General features: G+C 47.7%; 18 protein-coding genes and 1 other annotated feature. Of the genes, 4 read left to right on the forward strand and 14 right to left on the reverse strand.

Going from position 1 to position 18296, the window contains the following annotated elements; genetic code table 11:
- Positions 1-19 precede the first annotated feature (19 nt).
- Together tyrS and acsA are read right to left on the reverse strand one after the other, a co-directional pair.
- Positions 20-1285: a tyrosine--tRNA ligase gene (tyrS, locus tag U2H13_RS14175; protein WP_007613147.1), complete on the reverse strand. Its 1266-nt coding sequence runs from the start codon at positions 1283-1285 to the stop codon at positions 20-22.
- Positions 1286-1335: 50 nt separating this feature from the next.
- Positions 1336-1568, reverse strand: a binding site (T-box leader).
- 53 nt (positions 1569-1621) lie between these two features.
- Positions 1622-3340, reverse strand: coding sequence for an acetate--CoA ligase (gene acsA / locus U2H13_RS14180; RefSeq protein WP_103526694.1), 1719 nt, complete (start codon positions 3338-3340; stop codon positions 1622-1624).
- A 158-nt stretch (positions 3341-3498) separates the two neighbouring features.
- Here acsA and U2H13_RS14185 point away from each other — a divergent pair, with 158 nt between their 5' ends.
- The 3 genes from U2H13_RS14185 to U2H13_RS14195 are packed head-to-tail and all read left to right on the forward strand — an operon-like array spanning position 3499 to position 5963.
- Positions 3499-4131 carry a GNAT family N-acetyltransferase gene (locus U2H13_RS14185; protein ID WP_015240397.1) on the forward strand — a complete coding sequence of 211 codons (633 nt, stop codon included), beginning with the start codon at positions 3499-3501 and terminating at the stop codon, positions 4129-4131.
- A 24-nt stretch (positions 4132-4155) separates the two neighbouring features.
- Positions 4156-4800 (forward strand): acetoin utilization AcuB family protein, encoded by a 645-nt coding sequence (locus U2H13_RS14190; RefSeq protein WP_021494462.1) that lies wholly within the window; start codon positions 4156-4158, stop codon positions 4798-4800.
- Positions 4797-5963 carry an acetoin utilization protein AcuC gene (locus tag U2H13_RS14195; protein ID WP_021494463.1) on the forward strand — a complete coding sequence of 389 codons (1167 nt, stop codon included), beginning with the start codon at positions 4797-4799 and terminating at the stop codon, positions 5961-5963. Before U2H13_RS14190 ends, U2H13_RS14195 begins: the two co-directional genes overlap by 4 nt.
- Before the next feature lie 9 nt (positions 5964-5972).
- Here the strand turns inward: U2H13_RS14195 and motS are convergent, their stop codons facing one another.
- The 12 genes from motS to U2H13_RS14255 form a co-directional block, all read right to left on the reverse strand.
- Positions 5973-6662 carry a flagellar motor protein MotS gene (gene motS, locus U2H13_RS14200; RefSeq protein ID WP_003152387.1) on the reverse strand — a complete coding sequence of 230 codons (690 nt, stop codon included), beginning with the start codon at positions 6660-6662 and terminating at the stop codon, positions 5973-5975.
- The gene (gene motP / locus U2H13_RS14205) at positions 6652-7467 is read right to left on the reverse strand and encodes a flagellar motor protein MotP (protein WP_003152386.1); all 816 of its coding nucleotides are present in this window, start codon (positions 7465-7467) and stop codon (positions 6652-6654) included. The genes motS and motP overlap by 11 nt, the downstream gene beginning before the upstream one ends.
- A gap of 68 nt (positions 7468-7535) precedes the next feature.
- Positions 7536-8540 carry a catabolite control protein A gene (ccpA, locus tag U2H13_RS14210; RefSeq protein WP_003152385.1) on the reverse strand — a complete coding sequence of 335 codons (1005 nt, stop codon included), beginning with the start codon at positions 8538-8540 and terminating at the stop codon, positions 7536-7538.
- 279 nt (positions 8541-8819) lie between these two features.
- A complete protein-coding gene (locus tag U2H13_RS14215) occupies positions 8820-9896 on the reverse strand; it encodes a bifunctional 3-deoxy-7-phosphoheptulonate synthase/chorismate mutase (RefSeq protein WP_003152383.1) in 1077 nt (358 codons plus the stop codon).
- A 235-nt stretch (positions 9897-10131) separates the two neighbouring features.
- Complete coding sequence (gene ytxJ, locus U2H13_RS14220; RefSeq protein ID WP_029973314.1) at positions 10132-10458, reverse strand: bacillithiol system redox-active protein YtxJ; 327 nt, start codon at positions 10456-10458, stop codon at positions 10132-10134.
- A 25-nt stretch (positions 10459-10483) separates the two neighbouring features.
- Positions 10484-10897 carry a YtxH domain-containing protein gene (locus U2H13_RS14225; RefSeq protein ID WP_003152380.1) on the reverse strand — a complete coding sequence of 138 codons (414 nt, stop codon included), beginning with the start codon at positions 10895-10897 and terminating at the stop codon, positions 10484-10486.
- Positions 10898-10929: 32 nt separating this feature from the next.
- Positions 10930-11352 carry a DUF948 domain-containing protein gene (locus tag U2H13_RS14230; protein ID WP_007408777.1) on the reverse strand — a complete coding sequence of 141 codons (423 nt, stop codon included), beginning with the start codon at positions 11350-11352 and terminating at the stop codon, positions 10930-10932.
- 155 nt (positions 11353-11507) lie between these two features.
- On the reverse strand, positions 11508-12806 hold the full coding sequence (gene murC / locus U2H13_RS14235) for a UDP-N-acetylmuramate--L-alanine ligase (RefSeq protein WP_061862490.1): 1299 nt from the start codon (positions 12804-12806) through the stop codon (positions 11508-11510).
- A 240-nt stretch (positions 12807-13046) separates the two neighbouring features.
- Positions 13047-15650 (reverse strand): DNA translocase FtsK, encoded by a 2604-nt coding sequence (locus U2H13_RS14240; protein WP_376700507.1) that lies wholly within the window; start codon positions 15648-15650, stop codon positions 13047-13049.
- 167 nt (positions 15651-15817) lie between these two features.
- The gene (ytpR, locus tag U2H13_RS14245; RefSeq protein ID WP_003152375.1) at positions 15818-16423 is read right to left on the reverse strand and encodes a YtpR family tRNA-binding protein; all 606 of its coding nucleotides are present in this window, start codon (positions 16421-16423) and stop codon (positions 15818-15820) included.
- A gap of 14 nt (positions 16424-16437) precedes the next feature.
- On the reverse strand, positions 16438-17247 hold the full coding sequence (locus U2H13_RS14250; protein WP_012118213.1) for a DUF1444 domain-containing protein: 810 nt from the start codon (positions 17245-17247) through the stop codon (positions 16438-16440).
- Positions 17248-17262: 15 nt separating this feature from the next.
- A complete protein-coding gene (locus U2H13_RS14255; RefSeq protein ID WP_003152373.1) occupies positions 17263-17586 on the reverse strand; it encodes a thioredoxin family protein in 324 nt (107 codons plus the stop codon).
- A 197-nt stretch (positions 17587-17783) separates the two neighbouring features.
- Here U2H13_RS14255 and U2H13_RS14260 point away from each other — a divergent pair, with 197 nt between their 5' ends.
- Positions 17784-18230 (forward strand): YtoQ family protein, encoded by a 447-nt coding sequence (locus U2H13_RS14260; RefSeq protein WP_003152372.1) that lies wholly within the window; start codon positions 17784-17786, stop codon positions 18228-18230.
- Positions 18231-18296: the final 66 nt, after the last annotated feature.

The raw sequence follows: 18296 nt of genomic DNA on the forward strand, positions 1-18296 counted from the left end.
GCCGGACTGCTTTTTATTTTCAGTACGTGATCAGGAAGTATTTTTTCTTTCCGCGGCGCAGTACGGTAAATTGATCTTCAATGCGGTCTTCCGCAGTCAAAAGATGCCCGATGTCCGTCTGGCGCTCGCCGTTAATATAAACAGCTCCGTTTTGAATGTCTTCGCGGGCCTGCCGTTTTGAAGGCGACAATTTAGATTCCACAAGCACGTCTACTAAAGACAGTTCTTCAGAGCGGTCTTTTTCAAACGAAGGTACATCTTTAAATCCTACCTTGACGTCTTGAGCGGAAAGCTCTTTAATATTGCCGCTGAACAGCGCCTGGGAGATATGAACGGCCTGCTCAAGCGCTTCGCGGCCGTGTACAAGAACAGTCACCTCTTCAGCGAGACGTTTCTGCGCTTCTCTTTTCTCAGGAGCCGTCTCCGTTTTTTCAGCATAAGCTTCAATTTCCTCTTTTGACAAGAAAGTAAAGTATTTTAAGTATTTGACGACGTCGCGGTCATCTGTATTGATCCAGAACTGGTAGAATTCGTACGGCGATGTTTTTTCTTTATCAAGCCAAATGGCGCCGCCTTCCGTTTTGCCGAATTTCGTGCCGTCAGCTTTTGTGACGAGCGGAATGGTAAGACCGAAAGCTTTCGCCCCTTCTTCTTCTGATTTTCTGATCAGTTCAAGACCGGCCGTGATGTTGCCCCACTGGTCACTGCCTCCGATTTGGAGTTTGCAGTTCTTTTCTCTGTACAGATTCAGAAAATCGTAGGATTGCAGGATCATGTAGCTGAATTCCGTGTAAGAAATCCCGGTTTCAATTCTTGAGCTTACAGTATCTTTCGCAAGCATGTAGTTGATTCCGAAGTTCTTTCCGACGTCACGGAGAAATTCAATAATGCTCAGCTTTCCGATCCAATCAAAGTTGTTCGCTATGACAGCGGGGTTTTCTCCGGCCTCGAAATCTAAAAATCGGGAAAGCTGATTTTTAATTTTTTGCGACCATTCGACAACGATATCCTGAGTATTTAACGTACGCTCCGCTTTTTTGCCGCTCGGATCGCCGATCAGTCCCGTCGCGCCGCCTACAAGCGCAATCGGATGGTGGCCTGCAAGCTGGAAACGGCGCAGTGTCAATATCGGCAGAAGGTGTCCGATGTGCAGGCTGTCAGCCGTCGGGTCAAACCCTGAGTATAAACGGATTTTTTCTTCGTTCAGCTGTTTATTCAGTCCTTCTTCATCCGTCATTTGCTGGATTAAGCCGCGGAATGATAAATCCTCTAATAAGTTAGTCATTTTGTCTGCTCCTTTGTTTATGAAAATAAAAAACGCCCCTTCGTTTAAAACGAAGGGACGATATAATCGCGGTACCACCCTACTAATAAAAGCATAAAAAAGCTTTTATCACTCTGTTTGATAACGGACCGTGTCCGTTCTTTCACTACTGAAAGCCTTTGAATGGCTTTGTTCGCAAAAGCGGTTCATGAGTGTATTCGGCATATCTTATGTGCTGATTTTCACCGGCCATCAGCTCTCTTGAACAATCAGATATCCTACTTGTCTCAATCAAAACCTTTTCGTATGAAGCTTACTCATTTTTAACATAAATAAGATACGATGTCAACGCCGTCTTTAATCTTCCATTGTGGACAGATCGCCTGCCGGCAGGTTCAGCTCCCATGCCTTCAGCACACGTCTCATGATTTTTCCGCTCCGTGTTTTCGGAAGTTTATCTTTGAATTCAATTTCCCGCGGTGCGGCATGCGCGGCAAGCCCCTGTTTTACAAAGAGGCGAATGTCCTCCTTCAGCTGATCGGATGGCTCATGCCCTTCTCTGAGCGCGATAAACGCTTTAATAATTTCTCCCCGGACAGGGTCCGGCTTTCCGATAACGCCGGCTTCGGCAATCGCCGGATGTTCAACAAGTTTGCTTTCGACTTCAAACGGGCCGACGCGCTCGCCGGATGTCATGATGACATCATCGACTCTGCCTTGGAACCAGAAATAACCGTCTTCATCCATATAAGCAGAATCTCCGGAAACATACCAGCCGCCCGGCATGAAATAAGAATCATATTTCTCTTTGTTATTCCAAATGGAATCCATCATCGACGGCCAGCCCTTTTTAATGGCGAGATTTCCCATTCGGTACGGCGGAAGCTCATTTCCCTGATTGTCAACGATCGCCGCTTCCACTCCCGGAATCGGTTTCCCCATTGAACCCGGCTTGATCTCCATGCAAGGATAATTGCAGATGAGCTGACCGCCCGTTTCTGTCATCCACCATGTGTCGTGGATGCGCTTGCCGAATACTTTATGTCCCCACTTGATGACCTCGGGGTTCAAAGGTTCTCCGACACTCAGGACGTGACGAAGTGAAGTAAGGTCAAATTTGGATGCCATTTCATCTCCGGCGCCCATAAGCATTCTGAAAGCCGTCGGAGCGCTGTACCAGACGCTGACACCGAGCTTCTCGATCGTGCCGTACCAGTTTTCCGGACTGAATCTGCCGCCGACGATCACATTCGCCGCTCCGTTCAGCCACGGCGCAAATATCCCGTACACCGTCCCGGTCACCCAGCCCGGGTCCGCAGTGCACCAGTAAATATCGTCTTCTTTAAGATCAAGCACCCACTTGCCGGTCTGGTATTGCTGAATCATGGCTTCATGAACGTGGAGCACACCTTTAGGCGTTCCGGTAGATCCTGATGTGTAGTGAAGCAGGTAGCCGTCTCTTCTGTCCATCCATTCAATATCAAGTCTCGTGCTTTCTCCCTCAGCCGCTTTATCATAATGGATGATTTTATCTCCCGCTTCTTTGCTGCCGCCGACAATGAAAATATGCTCGAGGTCGGGCAGGCTGTCCGCCGGAATCCGTTCGGCCAGTTCAGGTGTCGTCACGACAACCTTTGTCTGGCTGTTCAAGAGGCGGTCTTTGACGGCGCCTTCCATAAACGCTTCAAATAAAGGACCGGCGATCGCACCGATTTTAATTGCGCCGAGCATGATAAAGTAAAGCTCCGGCGAACGCGGCATGAAAATAAAAACGCGGTCCCCTTTTTCCACGTTTCCATACCGTCTCAGTACATTTCCCGCCCGGTTCGATTCCTCCATCATTTCTTTAAATGTGTATTTTTCATCCCGGTTTGCGTCCTTGTAATACAGCGCTACTTTGTTTTTTCGAAATGATTCGGCATGACGGTCAATTGCTTCATACGCCGCATTCAGCTTCCCCGTCTGATGCCAGGAAAACTCCGCTTCGACCTCTTTCCAATCGAAGCTGCGGTACGTTTCCTCATAATTTCGCAGATGATAATTCCCCTTTTCCGCCGGCAACGCTTTCAAATTCATGCAACATCCCCCTTTGCTTATCTATAGACTAATTATAGTAGATGTTCACAGTTTTCTCAATTTTTAAAATATAAATTACAACACTATTGAAAACGCTTTATATTTTGTTATGCTTAAGGGAGATGTGTTTTTATTAAGAACCGACAGGCGGTGAATCAGTGAAACATCATAAAACGTACCATTCTTCATCAATTCAGACAGCAGCCGGCCCTCTTTTAGTAGAAGGGCCCGTTCCTCCAGAGGACCTAGCACAGTATGAGTTTCATGAAGGCCTGACAGCCTTTCGCCTTCCTCATGAACAGCACAAAGCGTTAATCGAGATCGCCGGGCTTCCTGAAGGTCGGATCATTATCGCCAGGGACGGACAGACGATTATCGGCTATGTGACGTATTTATATCCTGATCCGCTTGAACGGTGGTCTGACGGAAATATGGAAGACCTCCTTGAACTCGGGGCGATCGAGGTCGCTCCCGGCTACAGGGGCTGTTCTGTCGGAAAAACGCTGCTGACAGTCAGCATGATGGATGAACAGATGGAACGGTACATCATCATGACGACGGAATATTACTGGCATTGGGATTTAAAAGGAATGAAAAAAGATGTGTGGGAATACAGAAAGATCATGGAAAAGATGATGAATGCCGGGGGTCTTGTCTGGTTCGCAACGGATGAACCGGAAATCAGCTCTCACCCGGCCAATTGTCTGATGGCCCGCATCGGCAGGCACGTCAGTCAGGAGTCAATTGAACAGTTCGACAGGCTTCGTTTTTATCAGCGATTTATGTATTGACTGACATACAAAGGGGATAAAAAGATGATTGCAGAACAAATCATGAAACGGGACGTCATCACCGTCTCAAAACACGACTCCATTGAAACAGCCGTCCGTAAAATGAAGGTATATCATATCCGCCATCTCCCTGTCATCGACGACGAGCTGCACGTCATCGGTATTGTCACAGACAGAGACATTAAACAGGCCGGCCCCGGCAGCTTTGACCAAAAGGAACGCGGCGTGTTTCTGACAAACAAAGTGGAGACCATTATGAAACGGAATGTCATCTGCGCTCACCCGCTTGACTTTGTGGAAGAAATATCCGCTTCCTTTTATGAGCACGGCATCGGCTGTCTGCCGATTATGGTAAACCATAAGCTGACGGGCATTTTAACGAAAACCGACGTGCTCCGGACTTTCGTCAGCCTGACAGGCGCGGCCCAGCCGGGATCACAGGTGGAAATCCTGGTGACGGATATGACAAAAAGCCTTGCTGATCTCAGCTGCATGTGCCGTGATCTTCAGCTGCAAATCCTGAGTGTGCTCGTCTATCCCCATGATTCCGCCGGGTCGAACATTCTCGTCTTCCGGGTGAAGACGATGAATCCGCTCCCTTTTATCCGTGCCGTTCAAGAAGCCGGATACAATGTCTTATGGCCGAAACATTTGAGGGATCAGCCATGAGAGACAGCGTTTTTGTTTACTCGCCTTCTTATCAGACGTATCAATTTCATCAGGAACATCCGTTCAATCAGCGCCGCGTGCTTTTAACATACGATCTGCTTCAGGCGGCGGATGCGTTTGACGAAGGAGATATCGTCACACCGCGCACGGCCGCTAAAGAAGAGTTGGCTCTCGTTCATACGGAGGATTATATACAGGCGGTGGAACTAGCGGGTGCGGGCCGGCTCCCTGCCGCAGAAGGAGAAAGCTACGGTCTCGGAACGGAAGACACCCCCGTTTTTGCCGGCATGCATGAAGCCGCGTCACTTCTGGTAGGCGGCACCTTAACGGCGGCTGATTATGTCATGACGGGACAAGCTAGGCACGCCTGCAATTTAGGAGGCGGCCTTCACCACGGCTTCCGCGGCAGGGCCTCAGGCTTTTGTATCTATAATGACAGCGCCGTGGCCATCCAATACATCCAGAAGAACTACGGGGCAAAAGTGCTATACATTGATACAGACGCCCATCACGGCGACGGCGTTCAATTTACGTTTTACGACAGGTCTGATGTCTGCACTGTATCTTTTCACGAGACCGGGCGTTATTTATTTCCCGGGACGGGACAGGTACTGGAAAAAGGAAGCGGGCAAGGCTACGGCTATTCTTTTAACATTCCGCTGGACGCTTTCACAGAGGACGATTCCTTTCTTCACGCTTACAAAACGGCCGCCTCAGAAATCGCGGCTTTTTTTAAACCGGATGTGATTCTTACCCAAAACGGTGCGGACGCCCATTATTACGACCCGTTGACACACCTGTCCAATACAATCTCCATTTATCAGGAGATCCCGCGGCTCGCTCATTCATTAGCCCATCAATATTGCAGCGGCAGATGGATCGCGGTCGGCGGCGGCGGATACGATATTTGGAGAGTCGTCCCGAGAGCATGGAGCCGCATTTGGCTTGAGATGAAAGGGATTGATCCCGGGGAACGCATACCGCAGAAATGGATTGATAAATGGCAGAAGCACTCCCCCTGCACGTTGCCCGCTTTTTGGAGTGATCCTGAACAATTATATCCTCCGATTCCCCGCAAAGAAGAAATTTCAGAAAAAAATGCCCAAACCGTGGAAAAAGCACTTTTTGCCATCCGGTCTGAGCAGCGGTATAAGACAAAATAAAAAACGACCTTATGAGGAGGTCGTTTTTTTGATCACAATTTCTACACGGCGGTTTTCTTTCATATGTCCGGGACTTTTGTTGTCCTTCACAGGTTTCGTATCCGCATACCCGGCAGAGATAAACCGTTTGGCGGAAAAGTCTTCATTCGCGGTAAAATACCGGATCACACTCGCCGCTCTTGCAGACGACAGCTCCCAGTTCGACGGAAATTGATAGGTGGAAATCCGGCGGCTGTCCGTATGGCCTTCTACCTGTATGTCATTCGGAATTGTTTTTAAAAGCACCGCGATCTGATGCAGAACCGGCTCGGCGTTTTTCAGCACATCCGCTTTTCCTGTCTGAAACAGAACGGCCTCCTGCAGCACCAGAACCACTCCGCGCTCATCGCGCTTCGCCGTCAATTTCGAACTCAAATGATGCGCTTTTATGTATGTCTTCACGTTTTGTAACAGCAAATCCTGTTCTTTATTTTCGTTTGCTTTGTCTGATGACGCCGGTTCACCCCCGCTGCCGTTTGTATGAATCGATGAAACGGCAGATTGAAATTTTTCCGCGTCTATTTGCGACATCGAAAAAAGCAATATAAAGAACACGAGAATGAGCGTGATCAAGTCAGCGAACGTCACCATCCATCTTGGTGAACCGCCGGAATGTTCCGGTTTGTTTCTTCTTTCAAAACGCTCTTTTCTAAGCTTCATGGACAGCGCCCTTTTTCTTGTTCGCAGGCTGTCCTTTACGCCAGTCTTCTCTTGAGCTGAAGACGACAAGCTGACTTTCGAGGTTGCGGGGATTTTTGCCCGATTGGATGCCGACAACCCCTTCGATCATGACCTGTTTGATGAAAATTTCACTTTCCGTTTTTTCTTCAAGCTTTGCCGCGATTGGGATAAATACCAAGTTGGCAAGCAGCGCTCCGTACAGCGTCGTCAATAGCGCAACGGCCATGTTCGGTCCGAGGGTATGCGGGTCATTTAAGTTTTTAAGCATGAGAACGAGTCCGACGAGCGTCCCGATCATTCCCCAGGCGGGTGCGAAATCACCGGCTTTTTCAAAAACGCGTCTTCCTTTTCTGTGTCTTTCTTCCATCGCGGCGATCTCAGAATCCATCACCAGCCGGATCGTTTCCTCGTCCCAGCCGTCAATCGCAAGCAAAAGCCCTTTTTTTAAAAACGGATCCTTGATCTCACGCGCCTGGTCATCCAGAGACAGCAGCCCCTGCCTGCGCGCCTGCTCCGAAAGGCTGACAAATACTCTGACAAGCTCTTTCACATTGTCATCCTGACGGGAGAATACCTGTTTCAGAACAGAAGGGGTTTTCTTTAAATCCCTCGGCGGAAAACTGATAAAGACCGCCGCAGCAAGGCCACCTGTGACGATTAAAAAAGAAGTCAAATCTAAAAATGAACTGATTCCCGCCAGTCCCGTCCCTGACAGAATACCGATTGCGACAATAATACAGCCTAACATAAAGCCAACGGGCGTCAGATAATCAAAACGTTTCATATCTTCTCCTTACTCAAGTAAAAAAGCAAGATTCCACCCCTCAGAGTGAAGCTTGCTTTTCCGTTTTTTTATGACTTGGTTGATTGTCTTAATTCGATGCGGTGAGGCAATTCGACGATATGCTCTTCAACCGGCTCTTTGTTCATCAGTTTTGTCAAAAGTCTCATCGCCACGGCGCCGATATCGTACGTAGGCTGCACGACTGTTGAAAGCTGAGGGCGGACCATCAGGCTCAATCTCGTATTGTCAAAACCGATAATATCAAGATCATCAGGAATCGAAAGACCTTGATCTTGGGCCGCATGGATAATGCCGAGGGCCATTTCATCCGTCGCAGAAAGAATCGCCGTCGGTTTCCGGTCAAGGCCCATCAAGCTTTGAAGCGCCTCCATACCGGAATCATAGGTGTAATCGCCTTCCGCTACGAATTGCTCGTTAAACGGAATCGCCGCTTCTTCAAGCGCCCGTTTGTACCCTTGCAGTTTTTTCGAACGGTTGATCGGCTCTTGCATCGGTCCGGAGACGAATGCGATATCGCGATGCCCTTTATCAATGAAAAGCTTAACGGCATCATAAATCGCCTGTTCATAATCAATGGCGACAGAAGGCGTCTCGCCCTGTTCTTCCACTGATGCCGCCAAGACGATCGGCACAGGAGAGCGCTTAAATTCTTCGACATGCTCGTCCGTAATGTTGCCGCCCATAAATACGATACCGTCCACTTGTTTGCCGAGCATCGTATTTAACAGATGCAGTTCTTTCTCAAGATTTTGGTCCGAGTTGCTTAAAATAATATTATATTTGTACATCGTCGCGATATCTTCAATTCCACGCGCAAGTTCCGAGTAGAAAATGCTTGAGATATCAGGGATGATGACGCCGACCGTTGTCGTTTTTTTGCTTGCAAGCCCTCTTGCCACCGCGTTCGGGCGGTAGCCGAGCCGGTCAATGGCTTCCAATACTTTTTTTCTGGTCGTCGGTTTTACATTCGGGTTGCCGTTCACGACGCGGGAAACAGTTGCCATACTGACATTTGCTTCTCTGGCCACATCGTATATCGTAATGTTGCTCACTGAAACCACTCCTTTTACTGGATACACTTATCCTTATCTATAGCATAAACACTTTATGTAAAGAAATGTCGTACGATTTCGCATTCTGTCGTTTATGATTGTAAGCGTAAGTCAGTAGTGTACATTATTTTTCATTATTCATCAAATTTAAATATCTCTCATGAAATTATACACGTTTTTCCCAGTGATGAAAACGTTCACTTTCATTTTATAATTAAATAAAATGAAGATACGAAAAAAAAGCCGCGCGAGGCGGCCTTTAAAGAGCGGAACGTTGTATTATGCTTTTACTTTCAGCATTGGCTTTAATTCGTTCAGCCATTTCTCGAATTCAGGTATATCCATCTGCTGCGCAGAGTCTGAAAGGGCAACGGAAGGATCAGGGTGAACTTCGGCCATCACGCCGTCAGCGCCGATCGCAAGCGCCGCTTTTGCTGTCGGAAGCAGGAGATCGCGGCGTCCTGTTGAGTGTGTGACGTCAACAAACACCGGCAAGTGAGTTTCCTGTTTCAAAATCGGCACGGCAGAAATGTCGAGTGTGTTTCTCGTTGCCGTTTCGTACGTTCTGATTCCGCGCTCACAAAGAATGATTTGATCGTTTCCTTGTGACATGATGTATTCAGCTGCATTGATGAACTCTGAAATTGTTGCGGCAAGACCGCGTTTTAACAATACCGGCTTTTTAACGGAGCCGGCCGCTTTCAGCAATTCAAAGTTTTGCATGTTCCGCGCGCCGATCTGAATGACGTCAATGTAATCAATCGCTTGCTCAATGTGGGCGGGCGTTACGATTTCACTGATCACCGCGAGGTCATATTCATCAGCGACGCGTTTAAGAATTTGCAGGCCTTCTACACCGAGACCTTGGAAATCATACGGACTTGTGCGGGGTTTAAACGCGCCCCCGCGCAGGATTTTAATGCCTTGTTTTTTCGCTGCGGCCGCTACTTCGGCAACCTGCTCATAGCTTTCTACGGCACAAGGTCCGACGATGAATCTCTGATCGCCGTCACCGATTTTTTCGCCTTTAATATCAACGATCGTATCTTCTGCTTTTTTCTTCCGGGAGACGAGCAACGCTTTGCTGTGATCCTCTTCTTGAAGTTCAAGTCCGGCTTTGAAAATTTCTTTGAAAATATGCTGGATCGTTGAGTTTTCAAATGGGCCGTCATTGCTTTCAATAATGCGGTTAAGCATTGTACGCTCTCTGACAGGGTCAAATCGGTTGACACCCTGTGCTTCCTTTGCTTTACCGATTTCTTTTACAACGGCTCCGCGTTCATTGATTAATTTAAGGATTTCTAAGTTTAGTGCGTCTGCCTGCTGTCTTAGGCTCTCTAATTCCTTGTTGCTCATCTTTTTCATCCCTTCTATGCTATGTTTTATTTTAATGGTTAACATGCATCTTACTACAGTTATGCGAAAATAGGAATATGAAATAATAAATTTTTTCACATTTTACTTTATCACCAAAACGCTTTTAAGCTTTTATGCGTTGAAGTAACGTATATTGATATCCTACATGATCCGGCTGAAATGATCAATAGTTTTTTTCAAAAAAAAACCGCCGGTATCAACCGGCGGCCAGCAATTATGAAAGGTGCTGCTCTATTGCGTTTTTTGTGATTTGTGAATGAGACGTGTGCCATTTCACTTCGCCGTTTGTAATGACGAATACTTGCGGGCTTTCATGTTTCACGCCGTATGTCTCGGCGATATAGTTTGAAAGCGGCCGGCTGTCCTGCACCTGCAGGTAATAAGAAGGCACTTCCGAATGCTCCGATGCAAAGGCGTCAAACTCCTGAAACGCGGCTTGGCTGATCGGGCAGGTTGTGCTGTGTTTCAAAAACACGAGCGTGTTTTCTTTCTCAGCGGCATTTTTGAACTCTTCTTCAGACGATATCAGCTGTTTTGTCATGTCGGTTATCTCTCCTTATTGAAGATCAGCGATTTGCCTGACCGGCTTTTTCCCCGGCGTCTTCCGCTTCGGCCTTGATGCTTTGGGCCGTGTCCTGCATTTCGCTTCTCGTCTCTTCGGCTTTCTCGGTTAGTGTGCTCTTAGAACGGTCTTTTAAATCCTTCACTTTATTCATAATCTGGCCTGACTGATCAGCTACCAGCTGGGTGATATTAGATGTTTTGTCCTTGGCGATGCTGACATATTGAGAGCCTTTTTCTTTCGCGTCGGCCGTCATTCTGTCCGTCTTATCCTTTAACGCAGAAGCCTGACTGCCGAGATCGTCGCGCAGCTCCTTACCTGATTTAGGCGCCAGAAACAACGCCGTTGTCGCGCCGATAATTCCCCCGATCAGCGTTCCGATTAAAAAATCCTTACTATTGATTCCATCTTTGCTCATTATGATTCCTCCTTAGTGGATTTTTCTTATGATTAAAGCGATGTTTTTTTCTTTTGCTTCCACTTGTCCCATATTTCCATAGCGGCCTGGCTCCAGGTGACAACCTGACTGATCTTATCCTGATTCTCTCTTACAGAGGCCGTAACGGAACCTGCTGCCTGCTTTATGGATGTATTAAACTGCTGGACGGAAGTTCCCACTTCCTGGACAGCATGGACAACCGTATTTAATTTCTCTGATTTTTCCTGAATGTCTTCCGCGAGACGGTTTGTCTTATGTAACAGCTCGGTTGTCTCTGCGGTAATGCCTTTCATCTGCCCTTCAAGGCCGTCTAAAGTCGAGGCAACGTTTGTTAAAGTCATCTGCACGGACTTTAATGTTTTGGACAGATAGATGACGAGGATGAGAAATGCAACGGCAATGAGTGCGACGCTTAAGTAAAGAATGATGATCATCTAATACCTCCTTATTGCAGGATATAGTGGTATATACCCAATTCTTAAAATGATAAACATATATGAAAGATCTGTATGTATACTATTTCTCCGTTTCTCGGTAAATCCCTTTGCAGCACGCACAAAAAAGCAGTGAGAGCCCCACTGCTTTTTCGTTACGCTATGACGTTTTCATAGGCTCTCATATATTTTTGAATGTCTCCGGCGCCCATGAAGATCAGCACTGCGCCTTCATGCGCTTTTAACACGGATGTGTCATTTTCTTCAATGAGTTCTGCGTTATCGATTTTTTCCTGAAGATCCGTGATCGTGAGCTTGCCGACGTTCTCGCGGGCAGAGCCGAAAATGTCACACAGATACACGCGGTCGGCCGCGCTTAAGCTTTCTGCGAATTCATCCAGGAATGATTGCGTCCGTGTAAACGTATGCGGCTGAAATACCGCGATGATTTCACGTTCGGGATATTTTTGGCGCGCCGCCTCAATCGTGACTTTGATTTCAGTCGGATGGTGGGCGTAGTCGTCGATCAGTACCTGGCTGCCGATCACTTTTTCATTGAATCTGCGTTTGACGCCGCCGAATGATTCAAGTCCGAGCTTAATCATGTTCACGTCTATCTCTTCATAGTGGCAGAGCGCAATGACCGCTAAGGAATTGAGGACATTGTGATGGCCGTATGCCGGGATGTAGAACGTATCGTAAAACGTATTGCGGACAAAGACGTCAAATGTCGTGCCTTCCGTATTTTTTACGATGTTTCTCGCTTGAAAATCGTTTTCTTCTCCCGTGCCGTAATACACGACAGGCACATTGGCGTGAATTTTCGGCAGGTACTCGTCATCACCGCAGGCAATGATGCCTTTGTTGACTTGAAGCGCCATGTTTTGGAAAGCATCAAACACATCGTCAATGTTGGCGAAATAATCAGGGTGGTCAAAATCAATATTCGTCATAATCGCATAATCAGGCTGATAGCTTAAGAAATGACGGCGGTACTCGCAGGCTTCAAATACAAAGTATTCGCTGCTTTCATTTCCTCTGCCCGTCCCGTCCCCGATAAGAAACGAAGTCGGCTTCGCCTGCTGCATCACGTGTGCCAAGAGGCCCGTTGTGGACGTCTTGCCGTGTGCGCCCGTTACCGCGACACTTGTATATTTTTTCATATATTCAGCTAAAAATTTATGATATCTGATGACAGGAATCCCTTCAGCGAGCGCCTTTGCGATTTCCGGATGAGAATCAGGGAATGCGTTTCCGGCGATTACCGTTAAGCCGGGTTTGATGTTATCGGTGCTGAACGGATAGATCGGGATATTTCTTTTTTCAAGGGCAGCCTGAGTGAAAATCTGCTTCTCGATATCCGATCCCTGCACCTGATACCCTGTATCATGCAGGATTTGAGCAAGCGGGCTCATACCTGTCCCTTTTATTCCAACAAAATGATAAACAGTCATAATCGTACCTCCAACAAACGTCTATCTGTTCCCCAGTATATGACGCTCATTTCATTTTGCGACCGCCGCGGGCGAAAAGCCCGCACAGCGGCGCTTCCATTTATTTTTACGTTATCGTCAGTATCTGTAACTTTCTTTTTGATTAAACCTGCCGCATGATATTTCAGCGCGTGACAGTGATGCAGTTTTGATGGTCCATCCACTATCATACCATGTTTGTGAGAAAAATGAACGATATTCTTATTCTTGAGCAATGTCAGCGGCCGTAATCAGCACTTCACGGGGTTTGCTGCCCTTCGCTTCTGAGATCATGCCTTCGGCTTCCATCATGTCAATCAGCCTCGCGGCGCGGTTATAACCGATTCTGAACCTTCTTTGAAGGCTTGAGGTGCTGGCGCTGTTTTGCTCCACGACGAATTGGCACGCCTCAGGAAACAGTTCGTCTTCTTCCTTGAGGGCGGTTCCCTGCCTGATCAGTTCTTCCTGTTCAAACAAATAAGAAGGCGGCAGCTGCTTTCTGACATGAGAGACGACGCGGTCAATCTCTCTGTCGGATACAAAGTTGCCCTGCAGGCGCACCGGTTTTCCGGTACCGTTTTCCCAGTACAGCATGTCGCCTTTTCCGAGCAGCTTTTCCGCTCCCGCCATGTCGATGATCGTTCTGGAATCTACCTGGCTTGAGACGGAGAATGCAATCCTCGTCGGTATGTTTGCCTTGATCATTCCGGTAATGACATCGACAGACGGACGCTGTGTCGCGACAAGCAGATGAATGCCGCAGGCTCTCGCTTTCTGCGCGATCCTGGCAATGCTTTCTTCCACATCGTTCGGCGCGACCATCATTAAATCAGCAAGCTCATCAATGACCACTACGAGGTACGGGAGCTTTTCGCCTGTCTTATGATCGGCGGTTAATTCATTAAAGCGGCCGATATCTCTCACACCCGAATGGGCAAACAGTTCATATCGCCGTTCCATCTCTTCCACAACCCATTTTAACGCGGCGGTCGCGGCTTTGGCGTCCGTGATGACGGGGCTGACCAAATGCGGAATTTGGTTATAAGGCGCAAGCTCGACCATTTTCGGATCAATCAGAAGCATTTTGACATCACTCGGATCCGCCTTATAAAGCAGACTGACCAAAATGGTATTGATGCAGACGCTTTTTCCCGATCCTGTCGCACCCGCTATCAACCCGTGCGGCATCTTTTTCAAATCAATGACGACCGGGTTTCCGGAAATATCGACACCGAGCGCGGCTGTAAGCGGAGACGGATTCGTCCTGAAAGCGGCGCTTCTGATCATCTGCCGTAAATCGACGACTTTGCTTACGCGGTTCGGAACTTCAATGCCGATCGTGTTTTTACCGGGGATCGGCGCCTCAATCCGAATATCCTTGGCAGACAGGCTCAGTTTAATATCATCTGCTAAGTTTGTAATTTTGTTTACTTTCACTCCGGGCTCAGGATGCACTTCAAAACGTGTGACGGACGGGCCTTGTGTGACATGAACGACTTGGGCGCGCACATTAAAGTTTTTCAGTGTAACGTTTAAAAGCTCGCGCTGTTCTTCAATCCACGATTGGTCGTCATGTCTTTGCGCCGGCGGTACGTCCAGAAGCGACAGATTCGGAAAGACATAGCTCGCTCCGCCCTCTGGCGTCTTCGTCTGCTTGTGTTTATCGCTTTTAAGCATCATGACGTTAAACGGAACATTGCGCTCTTTCGGCCGCTCCGCTTTTTTCACAGTCTGAGGCTGTCCGCGATGCTCCGTTTTTTCTTCGGCAGGCCGGGACGGGGCATCGGCCGTCTCGATGCTTGCAGGTTCAGGCTCGGAATCTGAATGCCGCTCGGCTTCATTGTACTCAGGCTGAGCATCTGCTTCCTGTTTCGCGTCGGTTTCACCTGATTCGGGCTTGTCTTCAGACTGCGGCTGAACTTCCTCATCGTATCCGGGTTCTGTGTATGTATACACCGGTTCTTCTGCGGTTTCAAAAGGCGGTGCTTTTTCCGGCTCAGGCTCTTGATATTCCTCCTGCGGCGCCGCTTGTTCCTCTGTGTTGTCAGCCGTTCGGGATGCTTCATACTCAGGCTCTATTATAGGCTGCGGGCGGGTTTGTTCATGCTCCTGTTCTTCTGTAAAGCCGGCAGACTCCGCGCTTTCCGTGTGCTCCCGCTCTTCAGCCTGCTGCGGTTCTGGTGCTGCAAACACTTGCTCTTTTGCATTCTCAGCCTCGGTGTGAAGCTCCTCTTTTTTAACGGCCTGGATTTCTTCCGTTTCTTGTTTCGCAAACGGGTCTGGCCGGTCATTCGTCTGTTTTGTTATGCCGGATGTTGTGAAGACGGGCTCTTTTTCCGTTTCCTGACCGGATTTTGGCGGAACAAATTGCTCCTCTGACAGCAATGTTACGTTCTCTTCACGCCGCTTTTCGGAAATAGGCGCTTTTTTGATGCTGTGCTGAGATTGAAAGCCGTAAACCGGTGAAGGAATGGATGACGGTTTAAAGGGCTTTTTCACGGCATCAGGCTCTTTATGTGTATGCTGTTTCCGCTCGGTTTGCTCCTTCCCGGCGGCATAACCCCGGGACGGCTGGCGGCGTTCGTGCCTTTCCCGCTGTCTTTGGTTTTGCTCCGTTCGCTTATAGCCGTCCGGAACGACAGGGAAGCGGAAATTCCCTTTCGGATATTCGTAATATATTTTAGGATCTTCCATGCGCGTTAATTTGCCTTCTGGCTGATCCGGTATGTGCTGTTTCGGGATTTGGGCATGCGTGTTCGGTTCACGTTCATGCTCTTCTTCTTTTTCACCTAAAAATAAGTCAAAAAATTTATTCAGCCAACTCATGTTTAATCACTCTCTAACTCCCTTTTTAGTAGTCTGGGACGATATTTAGTATACCATTGCCGGGCGGCTCAGAAAAGATTAAGCTCCCAACTGAAGAAAGCCGTTAAGCAGGCCTGCTTAACGGCTTTCTCTCACATCATTCGATTCTGTGCGCTTATTTATGGGAGTTAGAATTGAAATGCTTCGCCGGCCTCGCGGCTGTCTTCAAGAACAAGAATCCCTTTTTCCGCCGGCGCATCCGGCAAAGCGAGTTCTTTCGCGGAGCAGATCATGCCGCTTGACGGAACGCCTCTTAATTCAGCGTCTTTAATCACAAGTCCGCTCGGCATTACCGCGCCGACTTTAGCGACGACGACTTTTTGCCCTTTGTCCACGTTCGGCGCGCCGCAAACGATTTGAAGGGTTTCCTCTCCCACATTCACTTGGCAGATATTCAGTTTATCCGCATTCGGATGTTTTTCTTTCGATTCAACGTGACCGACAACAAATTTCGGAGAAAGGTCAACCGTCAGCGTTTCTGAAACGCCGTTTCTGTTCAGTATTTCATTCACATCCTGAACGAATGTCTCAGACAAAGCGACGGGGCCGTTGTCCTCAATCTGTAAGTAAGAAGACACGTTAAAAATGTTAAAGCCCGTCGTTTCTTTTGTTTCTTTGTTAAAGATTCTGACGACATCGCCTTCTCTTTCATAGCCGATTTCTTCGCGTGCTGCATCTTTAAGAGAGATCAGAAGCGTATCTCCCACACCTTCTTTATTGTAAAAAGCGTTCATAAGAAAAATCCTTTCTAATCCTTTTTCGGCCGGCTTTTCGCCATGATAAACACAGGTTCCAGTCTGCCTTCATTATACAGAAATGAAAGGGCCGTAATCGGCACCGTGCCGCTTGCAAAGAAGCTCATGGACATTTGCCCTAAAATATCATAACCCGATTCATTTCGAATGTCAGCAAGTATTAATACATCCTGATGCGGAACGGAAATCGCTAATTCGCCTTCAGCGGCCTGCTTGTATTCATGAAGAATCGAATCATTGAGAATCCGGCTGGCGTCATAGCCGTCATTCGCCCTGAAAAAATAAAAATAATTATCCGCAACCGTATCCTGTTTCACGACCGAAGGAAGAGAGCGGAGATTGAATGACGCCGTCTCCCTGATGCGTTCTTTTGTCCAGTTTTCTTTCTCGAGCATACGGCTGTCAATTAAGCGGTACGTCTTACCGAGATCAAGCGCGTAGTAGATTCTCGTTTCGGCCGTATGGTCATCATACACGAGCGGAATGCCGTCGCTCGTTTGATCGGGAAATGACGTGGAGCGGATGACCGGGTAGATTCCGGCTTCCTTTCCGGACATCTCCTGTCCGCTGCCTTCCATCGCCTCCATCGCTTCTGACACATAGTAGACGATTTCGTCGATCGCTTCTTCTTTTTTTGTCTCCCACTTCGCAATGATCGGCGGGAGCTCCAATGTGATGCCTTTTTTGGTCGTTTGATCCTCAACACGGAGGGTGTCTTTTTCTCTGTCAAAAAAGAAGGATCGGTTCTCGTGCTGCAGGCGCTGTTTTAATAAATCCGCCAGCTTCCTTGACGTCATTTTCAAAGCCCGTGGCCTCCTTTATGCTTTAGCAAGGGAATCGGTTAAAAATTGCTCAATTTCTTCTTTTGTTTTACGGTCTTTGCTGACGAAGCGGTTCACTTCTTTTCCGCCGTTAAACACAACAAAGCTCGGAATGCCGTAAATTTCCCATTCCGCGCATGTATCAATAAATTGATCGCGGTCTACGTAGTAATAAGTGAATTCAGGAAAGTCCGCTTCCAGCTCAGGAAGAAACGGCTCCACAAAGCGGCAGTCCGGGCACCAATCCGCTGAAAACATAAATACCGCCCAATCGTCTTGTACCGCTTTTTGCAATTCTTCCGTGCTTTCAATCTTTTTCATTGTCATTCCTCCATCTGGATTATGAGTTTTTTATATGCTGATGTTTGTCCAATTGGATCATACCAGACTGTTTACGGCAAGACCAACTATATGCAATATCATTATCATATTTCATTTGCATTATCAAGCAAGTTTCGTTTACCATTTTGCTTGTAGCCGTACGAAATTCTGAATATGCACATAAGGAGGGGCAAAAGATGCAGTTTGTCGTGTATTTAGCGGGTGAAATCCACAGTGATTGGCGGGATGAAATCAAACAAAAAGCAAAAGCGTTGAACCTGCCGATTACGTTTGTCGGTCCGATGGAAAACCATGAACGCTCAGACAATATCGGAGAAGAGATTATGGGCGTGCAGCCCGATTCTGTTTTAAAAGACGCCAGAGCTTCTGATATCAACAATTTCCGTACAGAGGTGCTGATGGAAAAAGCCGATTTTGTGATCGCCCTGTTTGGCGAGAAATATAAACAGTGGAATACCGCGATGGATGCTTCTTATGCCATCGCAAAAGGAAAGCCGCTCATTCTCATCCGCCCGAAAGAACTTCATCATCCGCTGAAAGAGCTTTCCGGAAAAGCGAATATTACGGTCGAAACCGTAAATCAAGCGATGAAAGCACTCTCTTATTTATTTGAAACAGAATAAGCAGGCCGCCTTTATGCGGTCCTGCTTACCTAAACTCACCACTTCAGTATGAATCAGTTCAAGAGG

It is taken from the genome of Bacillus sp. A1 (genome assembly GCF_042296235.1).
Lineage (GTDB): Bacteria > Bacillota > Bacilli > Bacillales > Bacillaceae > Bacillus > Bacillus velezensis.

What these genes read in the sequence shown, in the direction of transcription:
- tyrS (WP_007613147.1), bottom strand. Translation starts at nt 1,285, where the DNA reads ATGACTAACTTATTAGAGGATTTATCATTCCGCGGCTTAATCCAGCAA.
- acsA (WP_103526694.1), bottom strand. Translation starts at nt 3,340, where the DNA reads ATGAATTTGAAAGCGTTGCCGGCGGAAAAGGGGAATTATCATCTGCGA.
- U2H13_RS14190 (WP_021494462.1), top strand. Translation starts at nt 4,156, where the DNA reads ATGATTGCAGAACAAATCATGAAACGGGACGTCATCACCGTCTCAAAA.
- U2H13_RS14195 (WP_021494463.1), top strand. Translation starts at nt 4,797, where the DNA reads ATGAGAGACAGCGTTTTTGTTTACTCGCCTTCTTATCAGACGTATCAA.
- motS (WP_003152387.1), bottom strand. Translation starts at nt 6,662, where the DNA reads ATGAAGCTTAGAAAAGAGCGTTTTGAAAGAAGAAACAAACCGGAACAT.
- motP (WP_003152386.1), bottom strand. Translation starts at nt 7,467, where the DNA reads ATGAAACGTTTTGATTATCTGACGCCCGTTGGCTTTATGTTAGGCTGT.
- U2H13_RS14215 (WP_003152383.1), bottom strand. Translation starts at nt 9,896, where the DNA reads ATGAGCAACAAGGAATTAGAGAGCCTAAGACAGCAGGCAGACGCACTA.
- ytxJ (WP_029973314.1), bottom strand. Translation starts at nt 10,458, where the DNA reads ATGACAAAACAGCTGATATCGTCTGAAGAAGAGTTCAAAAATGCCGCT.
- U2H13_RS14225 (WP_003152380.1), bottom strand. Translation starts at nt 10,897, where the DNA reads ATGAGCAAAGATGGAATCAATAGTAAGGATTTTTTAATCGGAACGCTG.
- U2H13_RS14230 (WP_007408777.1), bottom strand. Translation starts at nt 11,352, where the DNA reads ATGATCATCATTCTTTACTTAAGCGTCGCACTCATTGCCGTTGCATTT.
- murC (WP_061862490.1), bottom strand. Translation starts at nt 12,806, where the DNA reads ATGACTGTTTATCATTTTGTTGGAATAAAAGGGACAGGTATGAGCCCG.
- U2H13_RS14240 (WP_376700507.1), bottom strand. Translation starts at nt 15,650, where the DNA reads ATGAGTTGGCTGAATAAATTTTTTGACTTATTTTTAGGTGAAAAAGAA.
- ytpR (WP_003152375.1), bottom strand. Translation starts at nt 16,423, where the DNA reads ATGAACGCTTTTTACAATAAAGAAGGTGTGGGAGATACGCTTCTGATC.
- U2H13_RS14255 (WP_003152373.1), bottom strand. Translation starts at nt 17,586, where the DNA reads ATGAAAAAGATTGAAAGCACGGAAGAATTGCAAAAAGCGGTACAAGAC.
- U2H13_RS14260 (WP_003152372.1), top strand. Translation starts at nt 17,784, where the DNA reads ATGCAGTTTGTCGTGTATTTAGCGGGTGAAATCCACAGTGATTGGCGG.